Source organism: Acidisarcina polymorpha, assembly GCF_003330725.1.
In the GTDB taxonomy this organism is placed as follows: Bacteria; Acidobacteriota; Terriglobia; order Terriglobales; family Acidobacteriaceae; genus Acidisarcina; species Acidisarcina polymorpha.
Genome location: NZ_CP030840.1, coordinates 213,805 through 236,375 on the forward strand (window position 1 = coordinate 213,805; position 22,571 = coordinate 236,375).

The window sequence follows — 22,571 nt, forward strand, 5'->3', positions numbered from 1 at the left end:
GGACACTTCAGAAGTTGAAAACCAGCGAGGATCAACTCGCCGATTGAAGCAGCCGCTCCGCACCTGAGTAAATCACAAACCTTGAGCCCCGCAAGAAACCCACCAGCGTCAAGCCCAACTCGCGTGACAGCTTGACCGCCAGGCTCGAAGGAGCGGAAACCGAAGCCATCACCGGAATCCCCGCAGCAATCGCCTTCTGCGCCAACTCGAAGCCGCCGCGACCGCTTACCATCAGGATGTGCTCTGACAACGGAAGCTGTTTCTCAAGAAGCGCCCATCCGACAATCTTGTCGACAGCATTATGACGGCCTATGTCTTCGCGACTCGTCAGCAACTCACCTGAAGCTGTGAATAAGCCCGCGGCATGCAGGCCGCCCGTCATCTCGAAGATCGCCTGATCGCTGCGTAGCTTTTCGCCGAGCGAGCAAAGAACCTCCGGCGTCACCCGGAAACCAGGGTTCGAGGCGCGCAATCCCCTTCTCCGGATTGCCTCAATCGACGCCTTTCCGCAAATGCCGCAACTCGAAGCGGCGAAGAAATTCCGCTGCATGGCTGCAGGGTCATATTCCGAAGAGCTGATCTCAACCTCGACGACGTTGCTCTTGCCAGTGGTCTCATCGGTCAGTGCGTGAATTCCAAGCAGCTCTTGCGCATCATCAATGATCCCCTCGGTCAGCAGAAATCCGGCGGCCAGTTCAAGGTCGTGCCCGGGTGTACGCATTGTTACCGAGACTGGAACACTGGACGCTCCGGCGGAAAAAATGCGAATCTCCAACGGCTCTTCAGCGGCAAGATAATCGACGACGCGCCGTGTCTCGCCGTCGCGCCACTCGATGACCTCGGTGACTTCGACGCTCCGTCGCGGCGAACGTGCCATCGACTGACTGGTTCCGTTCATCATGCAACCTGCAATTGGATTATGATTCCCTACTTATGGCATTTGCTATCGAACAACTCGATCATCTCGTGCTCACCGTCGCCAACCTCAACGCCACGATCGACTTCTATACTGAAGTTCTCGGCATGGACGCTGTCACCTTTGAAGGCCGGAAGGCGCTGCGATTTGGCGAGCAAAAGATCAACTTGCACCAGCGCGGACACGAGTTCAATCCCAAGGCAGCGCACCCGACACCCGGCTCCGGAGACCTATGTTTCATAACCCTCACCCCACTGGAGGAAGTCGTCGAGTATCTGACCGCCTTGCGTGTTCACGTTGAAGAAGGACCAGTCGACCGGACCGGGGCAGTCGGCAAAATCCGCTCCGTCTACATACGCGATCCCGATCATAATCTGGTCGAGATCTCCAATTATCTCTGATTGCCGCGATGGATTTGCGCGACCCGACAAATGCTGAGGTCAACCGAAATCCGCCGCTTGCGTTCTCCGCTTGCGTTCTGGCCGGAGGACGTTCTACCCGCATGGGCAGCGATAAGGCCTTTCTGCGAATCGGGGATGAATTTCTTCTGGAGCGCCAACTTCGGTGTCTGCGAGCGTGTGGAGCTCAAGAACTGCTGATCTCCGGTCGCCCGGATGTTAACTATTCGCGCTTCGACGCACGAACAATTCACGACCAAGAGCCGGACTGTGGTCCGATAGGAGGCTTAGCGGCCGTGCTGCCCCGCTCGAGCCAGGATCTTGTTCTTCTGTTAGCAGTGGACATGCCCGCTATGACACCCGCCATGCTGCACAAAATACTCTGTAAATGCACCAGCACAAGCGGCTGTGTGCCCATGGAGGGAGAAAGATATCAACCTCTCGCCGCCGTTTACCCCAAGGGTGCGCAGCAATTGATCGAAAGCCATCTAGCTCAAGGGAAATACTCGATGCAGGGCTTTGTGCGCGACGCCCTTGAGGCTGGGCTGGTGCAAAGCCTTCCACTTGAAAGCTCGGAAGTAATCTACTTTACGAACTGGAACCAGCCATCCGACTGGCAATCCCAGCCGCCGGCCTATCCAAGTCAGCAAACATGAGCGGCCAGAGGATTCGGGAAGGTGTCGGCGTTCTCTTCTTCGTTGCGATCCAGGCAGGCAAAGTCCTTCTCTACCAGCACCGACAAGACTCCCCGGACACCTAAATCGACCTCCCCGCCGAGCCCAACCCGATCGGTGCTTGCCCAGATTCTCGAGTCCACGGCAGGCAACACAATCTTGACGCGGCCCGGGGCGGCTTCAACGCCCACTTCCAAACTGGAATCATCCCAAGCGAGAGCATAGGTCAGTCCCGCACTTGCGTTGACTCCGAAGTAGATCGTCTCTTCGAGCAGCCCGGTCTCAACAAAACGCGTCAACTCCGACCGTGAGATACGCAGACGCAGAGACTTCCCGTGTATGCGAAGTTTCACGCTATAGTTTCTCCCGTTTGCGCGCAGTCCGCCCCAGCGCTTCCAAGCCGGCGATCAGGATATAAAGACCCCGCAGAGCGTCACCACTGAACATCCTTCGGGTTGTGGCGAAGAGACCCGCAGGCTGCTTCTTACATTCGTCCTGCACACTGGCGGCTAAATCCTGGCTCGCCTCCCGCAGGAAGTCGGGATTGAGTGTCCCAAGCGATTTGCCCAGCACCAGTAAGTTGCGCATCGTGTTGATGCCTTCCGGTGTGTTCGCATAGCCAGCCACCTTGTTAAGGATTGTGTCTTCTGCGCTGATGGCGCCGCGTAAAAGATCAAGTATGCCGTGCTTGTTGGCCGTCTCGAGCAAGGCATAGGCCTTCAGCAATGCCTCGCCGTGCTCAAATGGGGCGGTCTCAACTTTTAGACGCAGTGCTTCTTCTGGAGGAGCAGCTACTTGCTTGAATTCGATCTGCTTTGCCACTTTCAACCTCGACTTCCGATTAAGTGTTCTTGGTTGTTTCGATCTGGACCAAACGATCGTCCTTGCCCGTCCCGGGAACGTAATAGTCGCTTCGCTTCCACTTTCGTTCCACTTCGACACCCTGCTGCGGGGTCGGGTGCCCGTAGCGGAAATTCCGCTTCGGCAAAGGGTTATCTCCTAAGTCGGGCAAAACACGCATCTGCACCGCCGTCTCTTTAAATGCCGGAGTATGGGTGGCACGGTCTGTATTGCTGCTGGTCAAGCGGTTCACTGGTTCTTCGACCGTGTTCATTGGCATGTAAAGCTGTTTTCCATGGACCCGGTCGGTCACCAGAACCTGCACTTTGATTTGCCCGTCGCGGGACTTCAGTTGCACCCAACGACCCGACTCCAACCCCCGCTCCGAAGCCAACTCAGGCGACACTTCAAGAAAACTGTTCGGCGTAATCTCTCGAATCCCTTCGCTGCGATAGGTCATCGACCCCTGCTCAAAGTGTTCCAGAAGCCGTCCGTTATTCAAGTGAAGATCGTACTCCGAATCCAACTTTTCGCTCGGCGGCACATATTCAAGCGGATAGAGTTTTGCCTTGCCGTCGGGGAACGGGAAGCTCTTCGTAAAGAGTAGCGGTTGATCGCTTCCATCGGCGGCCACTGGCCATTGCAGGGTCTTGTATCCCTCCAGCCGCTCGTAGGTGACTCCTGCAAACAGTGGCGTGAGCGACGCTACTTCTGCCATGATCTGGGAAGGATGTTCATACTTCCACTCCGCGCCTAACGCGTTTGCGACCATCTGAATAATCTGCCAGTCTGGATGGCTCTCTCCGAGCGGTTCCATCGCCCGGTACAACCGCTGAATGCGTCGCTCGGTACTGGTAAACGTGCCTTCTTTCTCAAGGCTCGGAGACGCGGGGAGCACTACATTGGCGTAGCGAGCAGTCTCACTGAAGACGATGTCCTGAACAACGAAAAATTCCAGCTTCTCGAGAGCGGACCCAACATAATTGGCGTTCGAGTCGGAGGTGATCATGTCCTCACCCTTGAGATAGACAGACTTCAGCTTGCCTTCGTGAATGGCGTCCACCATCTGATGGTTGTCGAGACCCTTATTCGTGGGCAACTTGACGCCCCAGGCCTTCTCGAACTTCTCCCGCACAGAATCGTCTTCCACTTTCTGGTAGCCGGAGTAGTAATTCGGCATGGATCCAAAATCACTCGCGCCTTGGACATTGTTATGGCCGCGAAGCGGATAGGCCCCCGCGCCGGGACGCATATAGTTTCCGGTGATTAACAATAGATTGCTGATCGCAGTCGAAGTATCCGAACCGCCGCAATGTTGAGTTACACCCATCGCCCAGAGGATACAAACCCCATCGGCCTTCGCTACCTCATGGGCGACTGTACGCAGCGTCTCCGCGGAGATGCCGGTCACCGACTCGGCATGCTCCATGGTAAAGGGCTCAAGGCTCTTGCGATATTCTTCAAAGCCGTTCACCCATCGGTCGACGAAATCCATTTTGGCCAGCCCGTTGTCCAAAATGTAACGGGTAACGGCAGAAAGCCAAACCATGTCCGTACTTGGTTTTGGCGAGAAGTAGATGTCTGCCCGACGCGCCATCTCATGTTCCCGCAGGTCCGCCACAATCAACCGCTGCCCATTCAGCTTATGTGCCTGCTTCACCCGGGTCGCCAGTACAGGGTGACTTTCGCTGGTGTTGCTTCCCACGATGAGCACCAAGCCAGCCTTATAAATATCGGTGATTGATCCAGAGTCGCCGCCATAACCAACGGTCCTCGATAACCCCATGGTGGCAGGGGTCTGGCAGTAGCGAGAGCAGTTATCGACGCTGTTCGTGCCGATCACCGCCCGCGCTAGCTTCTGCATCAGGTAGCTCTCTTCATTGGTGCATTTCGATGAGGCGATGAAGCCAAGCGCATCGGGACCAAACTGGTTCTTGTATTCAGTAAACTTTGACGCGATCAGCTTCAGAGCTTCGTCCCAGCTGGCCTTACGGAATTTATCTCCTTCGCGAATCAGCGGCGAGGTGAGCCGATCGTCAGCATTCACGAAATCCCAGGCGAACTTTCCCTTCACGCAAGTCGAAATCCCATTCGCGGCGCCATCGGCGGGTTCGACCTTCAGGATGTGCCGGTCCTTCGTCCAGATATCAAAACTGCAACCAACGCCGCAGTATGTGCAGACCGTCTTCGTCTTCTTGGTGCGGGCCTCCCGCATGGCTGCTTCGGTCTCGGAGAGGGCAAGAATCGGGGGATAGCCCAGCTCCGGCTCGATGCCCTTGACCACATCGATCATCTCTTCGAGCGCTTTAGCTGGCCATCCGGTGAAATAGCCGGCCTCTCCGAGCATCGATTTTTCCATCAGCGCATTGCACGGGCAGACGGTGACACAGTGCCCGCAGGAAACGCAGCTCGATCCCTCAATTTTTTCGCCTCCATCCCAGAGAACACGCGGATGAGGATCTTCCCAGCGAATCGAAAGCGTCTCATTTACCTGAACATTCTGGCAAGCCTCAACGCATCGTCCACACAGGATGCACTGATCCGGATCATAACGATAAAACGGGTTCGACATATCCTTTGGAAAAGGCTTTGGGACGTAAGGCCGAGCCTGGTGAACGACGCCCAGCAGATGCGTCGTATTATGCACCGTGCAATTGCCGTTATTGTTGTCGCAAACCGTACAGTAAAGTAAGTGGTTCCCGAGTATCCGATCGAACGCCTCGCGCTGCGCCATGTCCACGCGCTTCGATTCCGTATTGACGTTCATCCCCGCCGCCGGCTTCGTCGCACACGCACGAACCAGTTCGCCATTCACCTCAACCATGCAGGTGTCACAGGTCTGTATCGGTCCGAGCTGATGGTGGTAGCACACCTGCGGAATTACGCGGCCTGAACTATTGAGCAGATCGACAAGATACTTATGATCGGCAATGGGATGAAGGGCGCCGTCAATGGTCAGCGTCGGGCCGTATGCGGGAACGCTCGGCTGGGAGGCAAGCGGAGAAACAGCTTCGGGACACATAATCTCAGTTTAGATGCAGAGGCAAGCGGATCGTTGAGGATCTCAGTGTGCCGCCGCTTGAAAATTTACGGAAGCGCGGGCGTGTCCCGGGTCCCAGGAGAACACGGGCCGCTTAAGGCTGGTAAGCAGGTGAAATTGGAAACATCCCCGCACGTGACTGCCCCGCACGGCAGAAAGGCCGCTACACCCGAGCGGCCTTCGAGTAAGTGTGGGCCCTATGACGACTGCGTTATTGCGGAGGCGGCGCTCCCTCGCCGTCTGCTGGCGGCCCAGGGCGGCCGTGCGCCTTCATCTCCGCAAACTGCTGCTTCTGGGTGTCGTTTAGAAGTGCCTCGATTTTGGATTCTGTTTGTTCATGCAGCGCCTTGCTTTGTGCCAGAAATTGCTGATGGGTGATGGTCTGATTCTGCTCCAGCGTCTTATGCTCGGCCTGTTGGCTGGTGAGGAGGGCCTGTACTTGGCTCTGCTGTTCCGAACTCAAGCTGAGTCGTCTGGCGAGATGGGCTGCCATGCTCGCCGGATCCATTGGGCCATGTCCCCAGTGGCCGTTTGGCGGAGGGGGTGGAGCAGAGTCGCCGGATTGTGCCCACGCTAGACTCGCGGCAACCGCGAGAAAGGCACTTAGAGTAATGCCACAGAGAAGTTTCCGCATAGATATTTCCTCCAATTCGACAGAAGCAGCGACCGTGAGTTCCGCGGTCAGTTCTGTCTACTACTGGAGACGGAAACTTTTTAGCCAAGCCGCAGCTGAAGAAAAAATCTGCGGTCGGCTCGCTTCCATCATCTACTGGCAAACCCATCCGAAGACACCCGGATTTAATTTCACTTTTGACAAAGGTAGCGCGTTGTATCAGCGCTCCCACCTCGAGTTTGATAAAACCGAGCTGTGGCCGCCGTCGGCGTGAACGAAACATCCCTCGCGTTCAAGCCAAAATCACTGGACCGTCACACCCTTGCTCTCACAAGAAATTCGGACGATCGCGCCGGTCTTTTGCAGGAAACTTAGCAGCTCCTACATCGGGCGGCGCCCTCGACAACGCCTCCGGACATCGCACTTTAGAAACAGGCCAAGTTAAGTGGATCAGCTTTTCAGTGGTCCGATTTACGAACAAATTCGGCGGTAAGAGGCGGGTTCTTGAATTAACGTTACGTGATGTACAACCAGAGAAGCAGGATGAGTGCCTATATGAAGAAGTATTTATTTTGCGCCATGGTGTTGCTGGCAGCCCACTTACCTGCATGGGCCGCATCCGTCTTGACTACGCGGCTTGACGATCCAAGGGCGGTCTTCCTTACCTCACAAAGCTTCGGAGCACATGCCGACGGGCAGGCCGATGATAGCGCGTCGATCCAGGCAGCCATCGATCAGGCGGAGAATCATGCCCGCGAAGGCATCGTCTTTGTGCCTTCGGGCCGCTACCGTCTAACGCGAACCATCTACGTCTGGCCCGGTGTGCGCCTTTTCGGGTATGGCGCAACCCGGCCCACCTTCGTGTTAGCAGACAGCACGCCCGGCTTCCAGAAGGGAGTGGGCGACATGGTGATCTTTACCGGGCCGCGCCCCGGCGACCCTACCCGAACGGGTCGAGTTCCCTTTCCGCCCCCCGGCAGCGTGCCGCCGAACGACGCGATTGCCGATGCCAACTCGGGCACCTTCTATTCGGCGATGAGCAATATTGATTTCGAGATTGGCGAAGGCAATCCGGCGGCGATCGCCATCCGCTTCCATGTCGCCCAGCACGCTTATCTCAGCCACATGGATTTCCATATTGGCTCCGGCCTCGCTGCGCTCACCGAGATCGGTAACGAAGCCGAAGATCTGCATTTCTTCGGCGGACGCTACGGCATCCTCACCGATAAGACCTCGCCGGCCTGGCAATTCACGCTCATCGATTCGGTGTTTGAAGGCCAGCGCGAGTCGGCAATTCGCGAGCATGAGGCTGGACTCACGCTGATTCGCGATACCTTTCGCAGTGTGCCAACCGCGATCGACATTGACCCGCATTATTCCGACGAGCTATGGGTGAAGGACTGCCGCTTCGAGAACGTCTCCAACGCCGCAGTCATCATCAGCAACGAGAAGAGCCCGCTCACCGAGATCAGCTTCGAAAATGCCGTGCTTCAAGCCGTGCCAACCTTTGCCCGCTTTCGCGAAAGCGGAAAGAAGGTCGCAGGCAAGGGCGCGATCTACCAGGTTCATAACTTCAACTTTGGACTCATCGTTCCCGGCGAGGGAAAGACCGGCAACATCGGAATGCTCTATGAGGCGACGGAGCTGAATGCTCTACCCGCGGCTCTTTCACCAGCGATCCGGGCGCTGCCGCCGACAGAAAGCTGGACTAATGTTCATACCCTTGGCGTCAAGGGAGATGGAACGACCGACGATACTGCTGCGATCCGGAAGGCCATCGAGACGCATCGCGTGCTCTACTTTCCCAGCGGGCATTACGTTGTTAGTGACACGCTTGCGATGAAAGCGGACACGGTTTTAATAGGCCTGCATCCGACCCAGACCCAATTCGACCTTCTCGACTCCACGCCCGGCTATGAGGGTGTCGGAACGCCAAAAGCGGTCATCTCCGCGCCGGCCGGCGGATCGAACATGGTCAGCGGCTTCGGAGTTTTCACCGGAGGCATCAATCCTCGCGCAGTCGCGATGCTTTGGATGGCTGGAAAAGATTCGCTGATCGACGATGTGCGCTTTCTCGGCGGTCATGGCAGCGGCACCAACCCCTACAACAACAACCACACCGCTGATTCTGATCTGCAAAAGCGTTGGGATGGGCAATACCCGAGCCTGTGGGTGACGCATGGCGGCGGCGGGACTTTCGCGGATATCTGGACCCCCAACACCTTTGCGCAGGCGGGCTTCTACGTCTCCGACACCACGACGCCTGGGCACGTCTACGAGTTGTCCAACGAACATCATCTGCGCAACGAGATCAAGTTCGACCATGTTGCGAATTGGGACATCAACGCGCCGCAGACCGAGGAAGAGGCCGGCGAAAGTCCTGAGTCTCTCTCGCTCGAATTTGACTGGTCGAAGAACATCACCGTCGCCAACTATCACGGTTATCGCGTGACCCGTTCCCGCGCGCCTTTCCCCGCGGCAGTCCGCCTCTATAACTCGGAGGGCATTCATTTCCGCAACCTGCATGTCAACGCAGAGAGCGGATATGCCATCTGCGACCAAAACGGCTGCGGCACTTTCTTGCGGGTCAGTAAATTTCCCTACGACAATGCCATCCAGGATATGACGCAACATCTCGAGGTGCGGGAGCGTGAGTTCGCCGTGCTGGACATTCCGGCGAACCCGCCCACGCCCGCTCCGCCGGATGCGTCTGAGGTCCTCGCGCCGGGAGCGAAGGTCGAGAAGCTGGAAGACGGGTTCTTTTCCATCTCCGGCGCGGCCGTGGATAGCTCGGGCAAGCTCTATTTTGTCGACCACCATCAGCAGCGCATCTTTGGCTGGTCTCCGACGGAAGGTCTCACCGTCGAACGTGACAATCCGCTTGACCCCGTTAACCTGGCCTTCGATAAGACGGGCGATCTCCTCGTGCTGTCCTCGGCCGGCCCGGAAGGGACCGTCTATTCTTTCCGGCCCGGATCACCGAAGGACCAGATCACCGTACTTGCGCCGCAGCCAAGGCAGCGACATTCGGGCGCAACCGCGCTCTTGCCTGTCAACTATTGGAACAACGGCGAATTTGAGGACCAGTTCGACTTCAACACCTTCACGTTCACGACGCTGACCGAGATGTTCACCCATGATGTCTCGACTCCCAAGGAAAAGGAGTACGTTTCGCCTGACGGCAGCCTTTTCCTGCCCGCAGGCAGAGTCTTTCAGCAGGGACCGCCGGACTACAGTGGCTGGCGCTTCTCCGACAACCTGGACACTTGTGGGTTTCTCGCTGCCCTTCCGGGGAAGCGAATCTATATCAGCAGTGAATCTGAAGACCGCACCTACAGTGCCGTGGTTGACGCAGACGGCACTTTGAGCGACCTCAAGCCTTTTGCCGATCGCGGCGGCGAGAGTGTCGCAGTCGATAGCCAAGGGAACGTCTTCGTGGCCAACGGCCAGATATTCGTCTATGACCCGGCCGGCAAGCAGATCGCCCAGATCGATGTGCCTGAACGCCCAATTGACATCATCTTCGGCGGCGACGATCGCCGGACGCTCTTCATTCTTGCCCACCATGCGCTATTCGCTGTAAAAACGCGAAGCTGAGGTGGATGTACGAATTCGAGGACGCTCATCAAAGCTTGGGCGGACGGTAAACCCGCACCACCTGGGAGAGCCGCTATCGGGTGATCCCGGTGGCGCTCAGCGCGTCTGTCCAGTCCCATGGCGAGTCGACAAAGCAGTCGGGGTCGGCGGCGTCGAGGGTATGCGGGGAGAGGCCGAAACGGCAGGCGAGCGCCCAGGCTCCTGCGCTCCGCGCGGTCAGAATATCGATGTCCGAATCGCCCACCATGACAGTCTCGAACGGATCGACTCCTGCTTCCTGAATTAGCGCCTTGAGGCCTTGCGGATCCGGCTTCTTGGTTGAAAAGCTATTGCCGCCATAGATTCGAAAGAAGTAGGGACTCAGGCGCAGTGCCTCGCAGATCGCCTGGGAAGGACCAACCGGCTTGTTGGTGAGGACGGCCATCTGTCTCCCGCTTCCATCCGCTCCAGACTGCAGGGCCTCCAGCGACTCGAGCACTCCGGGATAGACATGGGTATAGTCCAGCTTGTGTTCCCGGTAGTAGTCCAAGAAAAACTTCAGTGCCCGTTCGACATAAGTCTCGTCCTCAGGGTCGCCAAGGGCTCGTCGCACCAGCATACCCGCACCATCGCCGATGTACGAGGCAATGACGTCTTCGGGCAACGCCGGTCGATCCAAATGGCCTAACATCGCGTTCACTGAATTCGCGAGGTCTCTACGAGAGTCAATCAGGGTTCCATCGAGATCGAAGACCAGCAGGCGTATCGCTTCGACCGGAATCAGGTGGGGAGTAAAGGTCATGGCTTCAGTTTAGCGAACGTTGCGGGTGTTGCTGCCGGCGGAGCATCAAAGCCTTGCGCGAGTTCACGTTTTCCCGGAAGCTGGTGTTGCAGCACGACAGGCGCTCTAAACAGCCACGGTAAACGCCTCTTCCGTCCGCGTTACCGCGCGATAGAGGGTGTCGCGTTCAAAGGGCTCGCGACCGGCTTCGGTGATCAAGCGGACCAGATCCTGCCGCCGCATTCCCTGAGGAGTCGTCGCGCCGGCGTCGTGGTAGATTTTTTCCTCAACGACGGTGCCGTCGATGTCATCCGCGCCGAAACGCAGGGAGATCTGCGCGATCTTTGGCGACACCATCTGCCAATAGGACTTGATATGCGGAAAATTATCGAGCATCAATCGACCTACGGCGATCTGCCGGATATCGGTCAGTCCGGTACTCTTCGGCAGATGATCGAGGGCGGTATTGTCTGGGTGAAACGCGAGCGGAATGAATGTCTGAAAGCCGCCCGTCTCATCCTGCAGCGCCCTGAGCCGAACCAGATGATCGACCCGGTCTTCATCGTTCTCAATGTGCCCGTAAAGCATGGTGGCATTCGATTTCAACCCTGCCTGGTGAGCCAGGCGGGCAGTATCAAGCCATTCGTCGCCGTCGATTTTGTGGTCGCAGATGATGTGCCGAACGCGGTCGGCGAAGATCTCCGCCCCTCCCCCAGGGCAGGAGTCGACGCCGGCTGCTTTCATTCGCTGCAGCGTTTCCGCGATCGTCAACTTGGCGCGACGGGCGAAAAAAGCCACCTCCACCATGGTGAAGGCCTTGATGTGGACCAAGGGGAAGCGCTGTTTGAGCCCTGAAACCAGGTCGAGAAAGTATTGCAACGGCAGGTCGGGATGAAGCCCACCGACGATATGAAACTCCGTAACCGCCTCGCTATAGCCGGAGGCCGCTGTCTCCCAGGCTTGCTCGAGCGCCATGGTATATGCCCCGGCCGTATCCTTCTTCCGGCCAAAGGCGCAGAGCCGGCAGGCAGCCACGCAAACATTTGTCGGGTTAATGTGACGATTCACATTGAAGTAGGCAACGTTGCCATGGAGACGCTCTCTGACCAGGTTGGCCAACCATCCGACAGCCAGGATGTCGCCCGAACCGTAGAGCGTCACGCCGTCCTCAAAACTGAGGCGCTCCTCTGCCATCACCTTGTCGGCGATCGGCAATAGCCGCGGGTCGTCGGTTTGGAAGGGGTGGCGGGCGGGCAAAGACTTGCGCTCAGTTGGAAACTCTCTCACGGTCATTGTTTCGACACCATCTCTTTCAGGATAAACCTATTGGCTGTCGCCAGCTTGGCCGTTTGCGACAGCACGCACCTGCAGGCACTTTTCCATGACCAGAGCATCGAGATTTTGATGGTAGTAGCCGGGAATGCGACCCAGAACTTCAAACCCCAACCCCTCATAAAAGGCCAGCGCAGCGGTATTGTCGACGGCAACTTCGAGGCGCATCCACTCCGCTCCGGCCTCGCCCATCTTCGATTCGATCTGCTCCATGAGCATCTTCCCGATACCACGGCGTCGAAACTCTGGAGCTGTATCAATAGTCACGATGTGGCCGCCAGTGGTGCGCCGAGCGCGGCTGGCTTGAGCGAGCACGAAGCCCGCCAGCGAACCCTCGGCCTCGGCCACTAAGCCGAGCGTGCGCGGAGAGCCCAGAAGCGAACGAAATTCGCCTCGGGAGTAGGCGACGCCTGGCGGGAAGCAGATCTGGTCCAGCTCGAAAAGGCGGTCCAGATCTGCGTCCCTGGTCGGGCGAAGACGAATCATTGTGAATGATTTATTTGGCGTCCGCCGCTAATTCCGGCGAAGCTTTCGGCTGCAACACGACTCCGTCGAAGAGCGACGCAGCCACGAACCGTCCTGCTGAGGTGTGGACCGTGTGGACGTTCCAACCAATGTCCCACCATTTCCAGTCCTTCTTTACCGGATCGATGGCCATCAGCAGTGTCCCGTTCGCGGACGTAACCATCAGCCGTTTGGTGTCCTGATTGAAGTCGAATCCATCGACATTGCTGAACGGTAGACTGGAGAGCTGTTTCCAACTCTGTGCATGGTCCTCGCTATAGAAGACACCTTCCCTGCTTGCCAACCACAGATTTCCATCAGAGGAGGTCACCAGGAAGCGCAACACGGGCACGTTTGGCGGCATTGCGCCCGATTGCCAGGTCTTGCCGCCATCCTGAGTACTGAGGATGAACTGCCGTCCAGCCGCGTAGGTGATATCCCCGCTCGATACGACCCGAAGGAAGTCGGAGTGCCCTGAGACTGGCCCTCCTTGCCAGGTCGAGCCCTGGTTGATGCTGGTGTAAAGACCGCTGGCAGTCGCCGCATACCAGGTGGAACCGCTCAGGTCGAGACCGGTCACGCGACCTTCCAGCATCACTGCCGGTTCGGTCACCGTCTTCGTCACCTTCACCTTTTTCTTCTTCACGATCTTGGTGGTCTCTTCCTCCCTGGTATTGACAACCTTGCCGTGATCATCCCATCCATCATCGCCAAGACCTAGAATTCCACGGTTGGTTCCGGCGTAAATCGTTCCATTCGGCGCTTGCTGCAAGGTGAAGACGTCGCGACCATCGAGTCCGTTGCTCTGCTGAGTCCAGGTGCTGCCTCCGTCTTGGGAAACAAACACTCCACCATAGGTCTTATCGTTGAGGACTCCAGCGTAGATCGTGGCCGGATTTCGACTATCGACCAGCAGCGTCTGCACCTGGCGCTGTGAGAATCCGGTATTCGCAGCAGCGAAACTGGCCCCACCGTCCTGGCTCTGCAAGACTCCGCTACGATCGGTCGCAAGCAGAACATGCTTGTCATTCGAGGGATCGACGTAAACGTCATTGATGATGACATCCGGACCGGTCAGCCGCTGCCAGCTGGCTCCGGCGTTCGTCGTTTGATACAGCCCCTCAGTGGTTCCCGCGAAAACGATGCTCGTATTCACCGGGTCCTGCATCAGCACCCGGGTGCGTCGCGCTGTGTTTGGAATCCCCTGCTGCTTGCGGAAGATCTCTCCGCCATTTTCGCTTTTGTAGATACCCGAACACGCGCTCGCATACACGACCGTGGGCAGCTTGGGGTCGATGATAATCGAGAATACATCCGAGTCATCGATGACCCCCTGCTTGATGTTGCGCCAGTTGGAGCCGTTGTCGGTGGTCTTCCAGGGCAGGTGCCAGGTGCCGGCATAGATCGTATTAGGCTCGGCCGGGTCGATGGCGATCGATTCAACTTCATGCAGCTCGTTGCTGCCTGGCGGGCTGATCTGCTTCCAATGTGCGCCGCCGTTATCGCTGCGATAGACGCCCTTCAGGGTTCCGGCGACCATGACCTTGGGGTTCGACCGCGCCTGCACCAGCGCACGGATCGACTCGCCATCCATATCCGGGACGGTCGACCAGGTTGCCCCGGAATCATGAGTTACATAGAGTGCACCTTCGGGACGATTGAGGATCCATGCTCCGACCAGGATCGTCTTCGGATCCGCTGCATCGACAACGATGTTGTCGAGGACCAGGTTTTCCGACTTGCCCAGCTTCACCAGGCGTTTCCAGGTGGACCCTCCGTCCTGACTCTCATAGATCCAGCTGTCCAAGGTACCCATATAGATGTGCTTGGGATTTGTCGGGTCGGCGGCAAAGCTCCGAGCATCTCCACCGGGCGGTCCGACGGGCTCCCAGGCGGTGGAGGAAGCAGCTTTGGCTGCGGTGTTGAAGGCAAGAGATAAAACGAGGAGGGCAGAGAGGCGTAAGGCTGTGTGTTTCATGGTCCTGCTGTTCTGCAATTGATTTTGCGGCTACAAAAGCCTTCTCAAGCATACTGCGTGGATGCCAATCAAAATGGGCCGACCGAAAGATCGGTCGGCCCATTTCGGTTTCAGGTCGCTACCTGGTTACTGTGCTGGAGCAGCAGCGGCCTTTTTCTTATGGTGAGCAGCCTTCTTCGCGCCGAGCGGAGTCCGCGTTTGCGGCTTCACTGTCGACTCGTCAACGGCTGTGGTTCCGGATACGTCGCTGTCGAATGTTGCGCCAGCGGGTACCAGGTAGTTCTCTACTTCGTCAACGCTCTGCGTTCCAGTGCGTACCGAGATGCGGGAGGCATCAATACCCTTTTCCTTGACCAGGTAATCCTTGGTATTGACGGCCCTCTGTGCGGCCAGGTTCGCGATGACGGGAGCGTGCTTCCTCTTGCCCTTGGCTGGAGCCGGTTCTGGTCCAGCTTCGCCAACCACAGTCACATTTGCATCTGGCGTTTGTTGAGCGCTCAGAGCAACTTGATCGAGGCAGGCCTTGGCTTCGTTATCGACACGGGCGGGACGCTTGGTGTCGCGGCCGAACGTGATCGAGCAGAGAGTTGAGGTCTTAGGAGCAGGCGGCGGCGGTGGCGCTTCCACATTCACGCTCGTGGTTGCGGATGCCGTGTGACCCTTATCGTCAGCCACGTTGCAAGTGACGGTGATCGAACCGGCAGGAGCGCCAGTCGTGGTTAAGGTCGCCGTGGTTCCAGTGCCGCTTACCTGTCCAGCCGATGCAGTATAGCTGTAGGTCAAAGGCCGGTTCTGCGGGCTGACGCCTTGCGAAGTGATGGTTGCCGTATCACCCGGCTTGATGGTGGTCGGGTTGGCCGAGCAGGTGATTGTCGGAGGCTCGTAATCCTTCACCGTGAAGTTTGCCGTGCAATCCGCAAACTGTCCTGGCTTCTGACCCTCGGAGACGTGACCAGTCACGGTATAGCTGCCTGGGCTCAGGCTGCTGGTATCGACATTGCCGGTCGTCGAATCGCCGGTAACTTTGACGCCAGAACCCGACCAGGTGTAGGTGGCGGTCTTCTTGGGATTGAGGTTGAGGGCGCTTCCCGTGACCGTAACCGGGTCACCGGGGAAGACCGAAGCCGGGCTAGCCGAGCAGCTGTAGGTAACCGGAGGAGGAGGAACGATGCTGCCGAACTTCACCACGACACCCGTGCTCAGGCGTGCGTTGTTCAGGTTAGCGCGACCGCCGGTTACTGGTTGGGGGCCGAAGGAGGCATGGTAGTACTGATAATCCGCCTGGAACAAGCGCAAGGCGAGGTGATGGTCGAACCATGGCAGCCCATAATCCAGGCCGCCGCCTACCGTCAAAGCCGTACCCCAGGTGTAAGCGTGAGAGGCCAACGGTTCATAGTTCGGGCCGCCGAGCCGCAGACCGCCGGCCAGCGCGTGGACGAACGGGGTGATGCCTTCATCGGTGGGATAACGGGCAATAATACCGCCGGAATAGGTCGAAGCCCCGTCGTTGTTTCCGTCCGGATGAACCCCAATCTCTACCTGAGCGCCCACGTACTTGTTGAAGAAGTAACTGCCGCTACCGATCGCTCCATAGTCCACAGAAGAGTACTTCGCGGGGCTGAGCGTCCCGTCAGCGAGCGTGGTGGTGATTGTGCCGTGAGGGGCGAGGTAAGAATATCCAAGAAAGATATCTATCTTGGATATCGGTGCGGCCGGTGGGGCAGAGGCCGGTGGGGGCGAATTCTGTCCGTATAAGCTCGATGATCCGAGCCCTACGGCGCCAGCTACGAGCAGAATTCGGCTCAGAGAACCTGTGGGACAAGAAAACATGCGTCTATCCTCCAAAAACCTTAGTGAAAAGTGACCTCGGTGAAACTAATGAGCCGACCGCAATGACTCATACCGAACTTGTTGCAATACCGCGCGTTGCGTACTCGAAGCGCTTACTTCAGGCTGCAGCACTATGAATGGTACACGCTAAGCCGCTGTTACTACACGGTCTTTTCAAAAACTTCGAACCTTTCGAACCTTCGCCAGGGGCGCCTATAGATTTAATGTGCGGCGCGTACTGCCCCGCTCCCGCTGAATCTTCTCTTGCAATAAAGTAATTGCATACATCAACTGTTCCGGGCGGGGTGGACATCCGGGCACATACACATCCACCGGAATGACCTGATTCACACCCTGAACCAAAGCATAATTGTTGAACACGCCGCCAGACGTCGCGCAAGCGCCCATGGATATTACCCACTTTGGTTCCGGCATCTGGTCATACAGGCGGCGTATGACCGGCGCCATCTTCTGTGACACCCGGCCCGCTATCACCATGAGGTCCGATTGCCGGGGCGAAGGCCGGAATACTTCGGCCCCAAATCGCGCAATATCGAATCGCGAAGCTCCCATGGACATCATCTCGATCGCACAGCAAGCGAGTCCGAAGGTCATCGGCCATACCGAACTCTTGCGCACCCAATTGATCGCAAAATCCAGAGATGTCATGAACACACCCTCGGGTTGCTCATAACCGTAATTGGCTTCTCGCACCTTCTCGCGATTTTTCGAGCTGCTCTCGAGCGAACCGAACAAATATCGATCTGAAGTCGCTAGTGACATATTCTCAATATACCTCCGATCTAACTCATTCCAGACGTTTTTTGCGACTTTCGCCTGCTTTTTTCAAAAGGGAGCACTTAGATTTCGCTCCATGCGACAGCACTACTTCACGGACCGCTTATGCAGGCCGATGGAATCGCACAGCTTTTGGATGTAGAAAACAATGAGGTCGAGCTCAAACATTTTGAGCTTCGCTGCACTTCGGGATGACGGCCGCCGCCGCAACCCGACCGCTCCAGGGTTGGCATTCCCGCCAACCGGCGCTACTTCCTGTGAGAGGCATCTCCATACTCGATTGATGAACCTGATACTCTGACCATCGAAATCAACTTTATATCGCGTGTGCTCAGTCAGGTTGAAAGCGAACAACTATGCAGAAAATTGAAGCGATCATTCAGCCATCGAAGCTCGATGCAGTAAAGGATGCCTTGATCGAGGCCGGCGTCGAAGGCATGACCATCCTTGAGGCTCGCGGTCATGGCAGGCAAAAGGGTCATACCGAGTTCTACCGGGGACGCGAGTACACCGTCGACCTGTTGCCAAAGATCAAGCTGGAGATGGTCGTCAGGGATGAAATGGTCGAGAAAACCGTACAGGCGATCCTCTCTGCCGCGCGCTCAGGCAAGATCGGTGACGGCAAGATATTCATCACCCGAGTGGATGAAGCCATTCGCATCCGAAACGACGAACGAGGCGAGACTGCCCTCTGATACTGCTGCAGAATAGGACCCGGATGCCAGCGGCCGCGGGTCCGAGCTCAGTCCTTCCCCCTGGACGGCGATTTTTGTCCCTTTGAATTCGCAGCATTGCCTGTAGACTTTTTTTACCCAAGTAAATCGGCCTTGACCAGTTAGGCCAAATCATCTTCGGCCACGGGCGGAGTTGCCGGAACTCTCTCAGTTACCGCTTCTCCGGCCTGCGAATACTGCTATACCAGGGGGAAATTGTCGCTAGCATGACCGACGGTGCACTTCTCTCTCAACTGAGAGAGACTTACCAGCAGGAATTCGTGAGCCTCCGCCAAAGCTTTGAGCGGAGCGGCGACGGTGCGGCCATCATCCGACGGCGTGCGATTTCAGTTGATACGCTCTTCAAAGCATTGTGGAGACAGGCGCTGGGCAAAGAGGTTGACCGTTCTGGCGTAGCTGTGGTTGCTACTGGCGGTTATGGCCGCCGCCATTTGTTTCCCTACTCCGATGTCGATTTGCTCTATATCTTTGCGAACGATGAGGCTGAGCGAGAGTTCCGGGAAGCGGTACAGATCGCAAATCAAGGGCTTTGGGACATCGGCCTTCGCGCCAGTCCCGCCATGCGGACCTTGAAAGAATGTGAAAGGATCGATCCAGACAACCTCGAGTTCATTGTTTCGACTTTAGACCGGCGTTTCATCACCGGCGACAACACACTCTACCGGCGATTTCAGATAGATATACTGCCTGGTCTCCTGCTTCGCGAGGGCAACGCCATCACTCAGAAGCTAGCCGAGATGGCGCGTGTCCGTCATGCGAAATACGGCAACACGATCTTTCACCTTGAACCCAATGTCAAGGAGTGCCCTGGCGGTCTGCGGGACTACCAACTGGCGCAATGGATCACGCTGCTACGGTACCTGCACGACCAGCAAAGCTGGCCTAAAGAAGTCGGCCCCACGTTTCAGAACGGTTCGAATGATTCCGAGTCGGCCTTCGACTTCCTCGCCGCAACTCGATGTTTCCTGCATTTCCGCCGCAACCGCGATGACAACACTCTGGATTGGCACGCGCAGGACGAAGCAGCGGCGCTTAGCATAGGCCTGGAAACGCGCGGCACCGCCGACCCGGCCTACTGGATGCGCACCTACTACCGGCATGCCCGGGCGGTTTTTCGCCGCGCCACCCTGATTCTGGAAAGTCTCCCGCCGGCCCGCCAGTCGTTCTACCGTCAGGTGCGGCGGCGACGCACACCTATCGCCGGCACCGACTTCTTCCTCGAACAAGGCCGGATCGACCTCGATGAGACCGCCTCAGTCAATGAAGCCGATAGCATTCTTCGGGTCTTCGCTTTAATCGCATCTCACGGATACTCGCTCACGCAGAAAGCCGAAGATCGGGTAGCCGAGTCACTGCCGGTGCTAGCTGTCCACATGCCGGAGGGTCCGTTCCTGTGGAACTGCCTTCGGGAGATCCTGCTCGGTCCCCATGCCGCCCATGCCCTGCGCACCATGCATGCGCTCGGGGTCCTCGAATTACTCATCCCGGAATTTCACGGCATCGATGCTCTAGTGATCCGGGATTCCTATCATCGATACACGGTCGACGAACATACATTCCTGGTGATTGAGAATATTCACCAACTGCGGCAGCTCCGGCAGGATGGCGAACAGCGCTTCGCGGCGCTTCTACCCCAAATCGAACGGCTCGACCTCTTTCTACTGGCGATCCTGCTGCACGATACCGGCAAGGCGAGACGCAATGGGGATCACTGCGCAGCCAGCGTCGAACTCGCGGAAAGCCTGCTCGCGCGGCTCGACTTTGATCCGGAAGAGCGCGAGACCGTCCGCTCGCTGATCCGCAATCACCTCAATATGTCGCTCGCGATGCGCCGGGACATCTTCGATCCGGAGAATATTCGAAGCTTCGCCGAATCCGTCATCAGCCAGGCCAATCTCAAGATGCTTTGCCTGCTGACCTACGCGGACATCAAGGCCGTGCACCCCGGTGCGCTAACTCCGTGGAAGGCTGACGCTCTGTGGCAGCTTTACATCTCTACTTCGAACCTCCTCGACCGCAGCGTCGATGAAGTGCGCTATCGAGGTGAGGCGGACAGCGGAATGCTGAACCGCATACTCGCTCTGGTACCCGACCGCAAGGAAGAGCTTCGCGCCTTTCTGGAAGGCCTTCCTCAACGCTACCTGCAGAGCCGATTGCCGGAGCAGATCCGCAACCACTTCAAAATGGCTTTAGATCTTCCTAACCAGCCAGTGCAACTAGCCTTCCGCACAACACGTCAGCTCTGGGAACTCACCCTGGTGACCATGGACCGCCCATTGCTCTTCGCCGATATGGCCGGAGCGCTCTCTGCCTGGGGCATGAACATTATCAAAGCCGACGCTTTTTCGAATGAAGCCGGGCTGATCGTCGATACATTTCAATTCACCGACACCTTTCGCACCCTGGAGCTGAATCAGAGCGAGATCGGACGCTTCGAGGAAAGTATTACCGATGTCATCTCATTGAAGACTCCACTCGAAACCCTGATGCGCCGCCGCAGCCATGCCTTCCAGCGGAAGCCTTCGAAAGTCAAGATTGCGAACCGCCTCGAATTCGACAATTCATCTTCGGAGCACAGCACGCTCCTGCAACTGGTCGCGCAGGATTATCCGGGGCTACTCCGCGAAGTCGCCAGGACCTTTGCAGAACACCGCTGCAACATCGAGGTTGCGCTGATCGACACCGAAGGCGAGATCGCGATCGACGTCTTCTATCTCACTTCGGAAGGCGCTAAATTGGACGAGCCGCTGCAAAAGAAATTGAGCGAAGCGCTCAGTTCGGCCCTTAACGAGGCGGCCGCCTAGTCATTGCTGTTGCGGCGGTGTGTCCGGCTACGCGGCGGCAGCCGGAAACGGCCCGCGACCAGAGCTAAAGCTCCAAAGCGCAGGCCGCTCATTCCGACAACAGTCAAGCTGTTGCGATCCGCATTGCCACGAGTTCCGCACTGCCACTAAGGGATGCTCGCGCTATGCAATTGCGCCTCTGCCGCCCCTATAGTGAGATCTGCTCCGACAGGCAATCCTAGAGTGTTCTTCGTATTTACGATGAGTTCAATCGGCACGATTTTTATTTTGTCCGAAAACTTGAGCACTCGATTGAAGTACAAGACGCCGAGATTCGCAACATTGATCATGGTGTTGGGATGGACGTTGACTGTGATCTCCGGATGTCCGGCGACACTGATCCCGGTGAAGGTGCTGCCGCCGGAGAAGTCGAATGAGGTCTCATTGGTAGTGATGGCGTTCGCGGTCGCCGCCACCGCCGTCGCGCTGACCAGGCCCGAGAGCAGATTGACACCGGCTACCGAGGTAGTCGCCTCGCTTGTCGCCTCGGCATGGTTAATATTGCCGCTTCCGGTGACGGTAACGGTTCCGGTTGTCACCACCCCAGGAATGTTCGTAGAAGCGACTGAATCCGTCTCTACAGCGCCGTTGGTGCCGGCGCAAGGGATGAGTTCCCGAACCAGCGGTCCCGAACTCACTGAACCAGTGGTTAGTTGCGGGGAGTATGCGTAGCCGCCTACCAGGGCGAGCCCTTTGACCAATCGAAGCTCGCTCGATGCATCGGAAATAATGATCTCGGTGCCCAGTTTAAAGAGCTCGTTCGCGATCGTCACTTTGACGTGAATCATGTTCACGGTAAGCGCAGATTCTTCGGATTCGACTTTAGTGATCTGCTCGTTAAGGATGACGCTGCCAATTCCGGGAAGGTCGATCGTGGTGTTCGGAGCAGGATTGGCCGCGACTGGAAGCCCAAGAACGGAAAGGTTGCTGAATTCCGATCCGGCGCTGCTGAAGTGATAGACCCCGCTTTCGTCCACCGTTGTTGTGCTGACTGCTTTGATTTCGTTTGCGGAGATGACACCGCCGAGCAGGTTGACTCCGAAGACATCGCTAGTTGCCTTAGAACTGGTCGCGGTACTGGACGAACTGGTGTCGACTAGTCCCGTGCTGAGCAAAGGCGCCTGGCTGATTGACGCGGCACTTGCGGTGAAAGTGCCGACTGATTGGGTGTCGCAGGTTGGCAATATCGCCGGAGCGATCGGGCCCAGAGTTACCTTACTTCCTACATTGACCCGCGCACCGTAGGCCGAGCCGATATGGTAGGTGGTGTTGGCGAAGCAGCCGGGAGTCGCGCCCGCAGTGAGTGCCGCGGCGGCACAAACTGTTCCGATGAAAACGCGATTGAGACGAGTCTTACCGCCGCTCATTGCTTTTTGCATGTGTAGCCTCCACTGAATAAGAGATTGATATCTCCTTCGCTCAGCAAAGTAGCAAATCGCGTCATTTACCATCTTGATCTAAATCAACTTACTTGCTTATTCGCAAAACTTGCTCTAATGGGAATTGTCGTAGATATTGAACAAGTTATTCAAGGATTGATGTACCGGGGAATTTCACATCTCCAGGAAACATTTGATGTTGCGGAGTTGTCGAACAGGGCACCATAGGGAGTATGGCAGACGCGAATCAATAAGAGGCCGGCTTGCCTCAATGAGCCAGTACCGATGTTCGCGTCTGCCGAGAGCGATTAAGCCTGCAATCAAGAACGGCAGAG

The 22,571-nt window shown here is 57.1% G+C and carries 17 protein-coding genes; 5 read left to right on the forward strand and 12 right to left on the reverse strand.

The window, feature by feature from the left end; all coding sequences use genetic code 11:
- Positions 1 to 31: 31 nt before the first annotated feature.
- Entirely contained in the window at positions 32 to 901 is an 870-nt protein-coding gene (fdhD, locus tag ACPOL_RS01000) for a formate dehydrogenase accessory sulfurtransferase FdhD (RefSeq protein WP_201759047.1), read from the reverse strand.
- Positions 902 to 933: 32 nt separating this feature from the next.
- Between fdhD and ACPOL_RS01005 the strand changes: the two genes are divergently transcribed.
- Positions 934 to 1,317, forward strand: coding sequence for a VOC family protein (locus tag ACPOL_RS01005; RefSeq protein WP_114205406.1), 384 nt, complete (start codon positions 934 to 936; stop codon positions 1,315 to 1,317).
- 8 nt (positions 1,318 to 1,325) lie between these two features.
- Positions 1,326 to 1,970 (forward strand): molybdenum cofactor guanylyltransferase, encoded by a 645-nt coding sequence (locus tag ACPOL_RS01010; protein ID WP_114205407.1) that lies wholly within the window; start codon positions 1,326 to 1,328, stop codon positions 1,968 to 1,970.
- Here the strand turns inward: ACPOL_RS01010 and ACPOL_RS01015 are convergent.
- The 4 genes from ACPOL_RS01015 to ACPOL_RS01030 form a co-directional block, all read right to left on the reverse strand.
- A complete protein-coding gene (locus tag ACPOL_RS01015; RefSeq protein WP_114205408.1) occupies positions 1,958 to 2,341 on the reverse strand; it encodes a DUF7009 family protein in 384 nt (127 codons plus the stop codon). The genes ACPOL_RS01010 and ACPOL_RS01015 overlap by 13 nt on opposite strands.
- A 1-nt stretch (position 2,342) precedes the next feature.
- Complete coding sequence (locus ACPOL_RS01020; protein WP_150132861.1) at positions 2,343 to 2,810, reverse strand: helical membrane plugin domain-containing protein; 468 nt, start codon at positions 2,808 to 2,810, stop codon at positions 2,343 to 2,345.
- Between the two features lie 19 nt (positions 2,811 to 2,829).
- Positions 2,830 to 5,850, reverse strand: coding sequence for a formate dehydrogenase subunit alpha (fdhF, locus tag ACPOL_RS01025; RefSeq protein WP_114205410.1), 3,021 nt, complete (start codon positions 5,848 to 5,850; stop codon positions 2,830 to 2,832).
- A gap of 229 nt (positions 5,851 to 6,079) precedes the next feature.
- Complete coding sequence (locus ACPOL_RS01030) at positions 6,080 to 6,502, reverse strand: Spy/CpxP family protein refolding chaperone (RefSeq protein WP_114205411.1); 423 nt, start codon at positions 6,500 to 6,502, stop codon at positions 6,080 to 6,082.
- Positions 6,503 to 7,036: 534 nt separating this feature from the next.
- Between ACPOL_RS01030 and ACPOL_RS01040 the strand changes: the two genes are divergently transcribed.
- Positions 7,037 to 10,078, forward strand: a complete 3,042-nt coding sequence (locus tag ACPOL_RS01040; RefSeq protein ID WP_201759048.1) for a glycosyl hydrolase family 28-related protein — start codon at positions 7,037 to 7,039, stop codon at positions 10,076 to 10,078.
- Between the two features lie 73 nt (positions 10,079 to 10,151).
- Here the strand turns inward: ACPOL_RS01040 and ACPOL_RS01045 are convergent, their stop codons facing one another.
- The 6 genes from ACPOL_RS01045 to ACPOL_RS01070 all read right to left on the reverse strand — a co-directional run bounded on the left by ACPOL_RS01045 (position 10,152) and on the right by ACPOL_RS01070 (position 17,265).
- Positions 10,152 to 10,859, reverse strand: a complete 708-nt coding sequence (locus ACPOL_RS01045) for an HAD family hydrolase (protein ID WP_114205414.1) — start codon at positions 10,857 to 10,859, stop codon at positions 10,152 to 10,154.
- Positions 10,860 to 10,964: 105 nt separating this feature from the next.
- Positions 10,965 to 12,131, reverse strand: a complete 1,167-nt coding sequence (gene mqnE / locus ACPOL_RS01050) for an aminofutalosine synthase MqnE (protein ID WP_114205415.1) — start codon at positions 12,129 to 12,131, stop codon at positions 10,965 to 10,967.
- 30 nt (positions 12,132 to 12,161) lie between these two features.
- Positions 12,162 to 12,656 (reverse strand): GNAT family N-acetyltransferase, encoded by a 495-nt coding sequence (locus tag ACPOL_RS01055; protein ID WP_114205416.1) that lies wholly within the window; start codon positions 12,654 to 12,656, stop codon positions 12,162 to 12,164.
- A 10-nt stretch (positions 12,657 to 12,666) separates the two neighbouring features.
- Positions 12,667 to 14,652: a VPS10 domain-containing protein gene (locus tag ACPOL_RS01060; RefSeq protein ID WP_114210539.1), complete on the reverse strand. Its 1,986-nt coding sequence runs from the start codon at positions 14,650 to 14,652 to the stop codon at positions 12,667 to 12,669.
- 126 nt (positions 14,653 to 14,778) lie between these two features.
- Positions 14,779 to 16,482 (reverse strand): OmpA family protein, encoded by a 1,704-nt coding sequence (locus ACPOL_RS01065; RefSeq protein ID WP_114205417.1) that lies wholly within the window; start codon positions 16,480 to 16,482, stop codon positions 14,779 to 14,781.
- A gap of 213 nt (positions 16,483 to 16,695) precedes the next feature.
- Complete coding sequence (locus tag ACPOL_RS01070) at positions 16,696 to 17,265, reverse strand: NADH-quinone oxidoreductase subunit B (RefSeq protein ID WP_114205418.1); 570 nt, start codon at positions 17,263 to 17,265, stop codon at positions 16,696 to 16,698.
- A 371-nt stretch (positions 17,266 to 17,636) separates the two neighbouring features.
- On the opposite strand from ACPOL_RS01070, the gene ACPOL_RS01080 reads away from it, so the two are divergent.
- Entirely contained in the window at positions 17,637 to 17,975 is a 339-nt protein-coding gene (locus ACPOL_RS01080) for a P-II family nitrogen regulator (protein WP_114205420.1), read from the forward strand.
- Between the two features lie 245 nt (positions 17,976 to 18,220).
- Complete coding sequence (gene glnD / locus ACPOL_RS01085; protein ID WP_114205421.1) at positions 18,221 to 20,818, forward strand: [protein-PII] uridylyltransferase; 2,598 nt, start codon at positions 18,221 to 18,223, stop codon at positions 20,816 to 20,818.
- 146 nt (positions 20,819 to 20,964) lie between these two features.
- Here glnD and ACPOL_RS01090 read toward each other — a convergent pair whose 3' ends face one another.
- Positions 20,965 to 22,236 carry a choice-of-anchor P family protein gene (locus tag ACPOL_RS01090; protein ID WP_114205422.1) on the reverse strand — a complete coding sequence of 424 codons (1,272 nt, stop codon included), beginning with the start codon at positions 22,234 to 22,236 and terminating at the stop codon, positions 20,965 to 20,967.
- Positions 22,237 to 22,571 lie beyond the last annotated feature (335 nt).

What these genes read in the sequence shown, in the direction of transcription:
- fdhD (WP_201759047.1), bottom strand. Translation starts at nt 901, where the DNA reads ATGATGAACGGAACCAGTCAGTCGATGGCACGTTCGCCGCGACGGAGC.
- ACPOL_RS01005 (WP_114205406.1), top strand. Translation starts at nt 934, where the DNA reads ATGGCATTTGCTATCGAACAACTCGATCATCTCGTGCTCACCGTCGCC.
- ACPOL_RS01010 (WP_114205407.1), top strand. Translation starts at nt 1,326, where the DNA reads ATGGATTTGCGCGACCCGACAAATGCTGAGGTCAACCGAAATCCGCCG.
- fdhF (WP_114205410.1), bottom strand. Translation starts at nt 5,850, where the DNA reads ATGTGTCCCGAAGCTGTTTCTCCGCTTGCCTCCCAGCCGAGCGTTCCC.
- ACPOL_RS01030 (WP_114205411.1), bottom strand. Translation starts at nt 6,502, where the DNA reads ATGCGGAAACTTCTCTGTGGCATTACTCTAAGTGCCTTTCTCGCGGTT.
- ACPOL_RS01040 (WP_201759048.1), top strand. Translation starts at nt 7,037, where the DNA reads ATGAAGAAGTATTTATTTTGCGCCATGGTGTTGCTGGCAGCCCACTTA.
- ACPOL_RS01045 (WP_114205414.1), bottom strand. Translation starts at nt 10,859, where the DNA reads ATGACCTTTACTCCCCACCTGATTCCGGTCGAAGCGATACGCCTGCTG.
- mqnE (WP_114205415.1), bottom strand. Translation starts at nt 12,131, where the DNA reads ATGACCGTGAGAGAGTTTCCAACTGAGCGCAAGTCTTTGCCCGCCCGC.
- ACPOL_RS01055 (WP_114205416.1), bottom strand. Translation starts at nt 12,656, where the DNA reads ATGATTCGTCTTCGCCCGACCAGGGACGCAGATCTGGACCGCCTTTTC.
- ACPOL_RS01060 (WP_114210539.1), bottom strand. Translation starts at nt 14,652, where the DNA reads ATGAAACACACAGCCTTACGCCTCTCTGCCCTCCTCGTTTTATCTCTT.
- ACPOL_RS01065 (WP_114205417.1), bottom strand. Translation starts at nt 16,482, where the DNA reads ATGTTTTCTTGTCCCACAGGTTCTCTGAGCCGAATTCTGCTCGTAGCT.
- ACPOL_RS01070 (WP_114205418.1), bottom strand. Translation starts at nt 17,265, where the DNA reads ATGTCACTAGCGACTTCAGATCGATATTTGTTCGGTTCGCTCGAGAGC.
- ACPOL_RS01080 (WP_114205420.1), top strand. Translation starts at nt 17,637, where the DNA reads ATGCAGAAAATTGAAGCGATCATTCAGCCATCGAAGCTCGATGCAGTA.
- glnD (WP_114205421.1), top strand. Translation starts at nt 18,221, where the DNA reads ATGACCGACGGTGCACTTCTCTCTCAACTGAGAGAGACTTACCAGCAG.
- ACPOL_RS01090 (WP_114205422.1), bottom strand. Translation starts at nt 22,236, where the DNA reads ATGCAAAAAGCAATGAGCGGCGGTAAGACTCGTCTCAATCGCGTTTTC.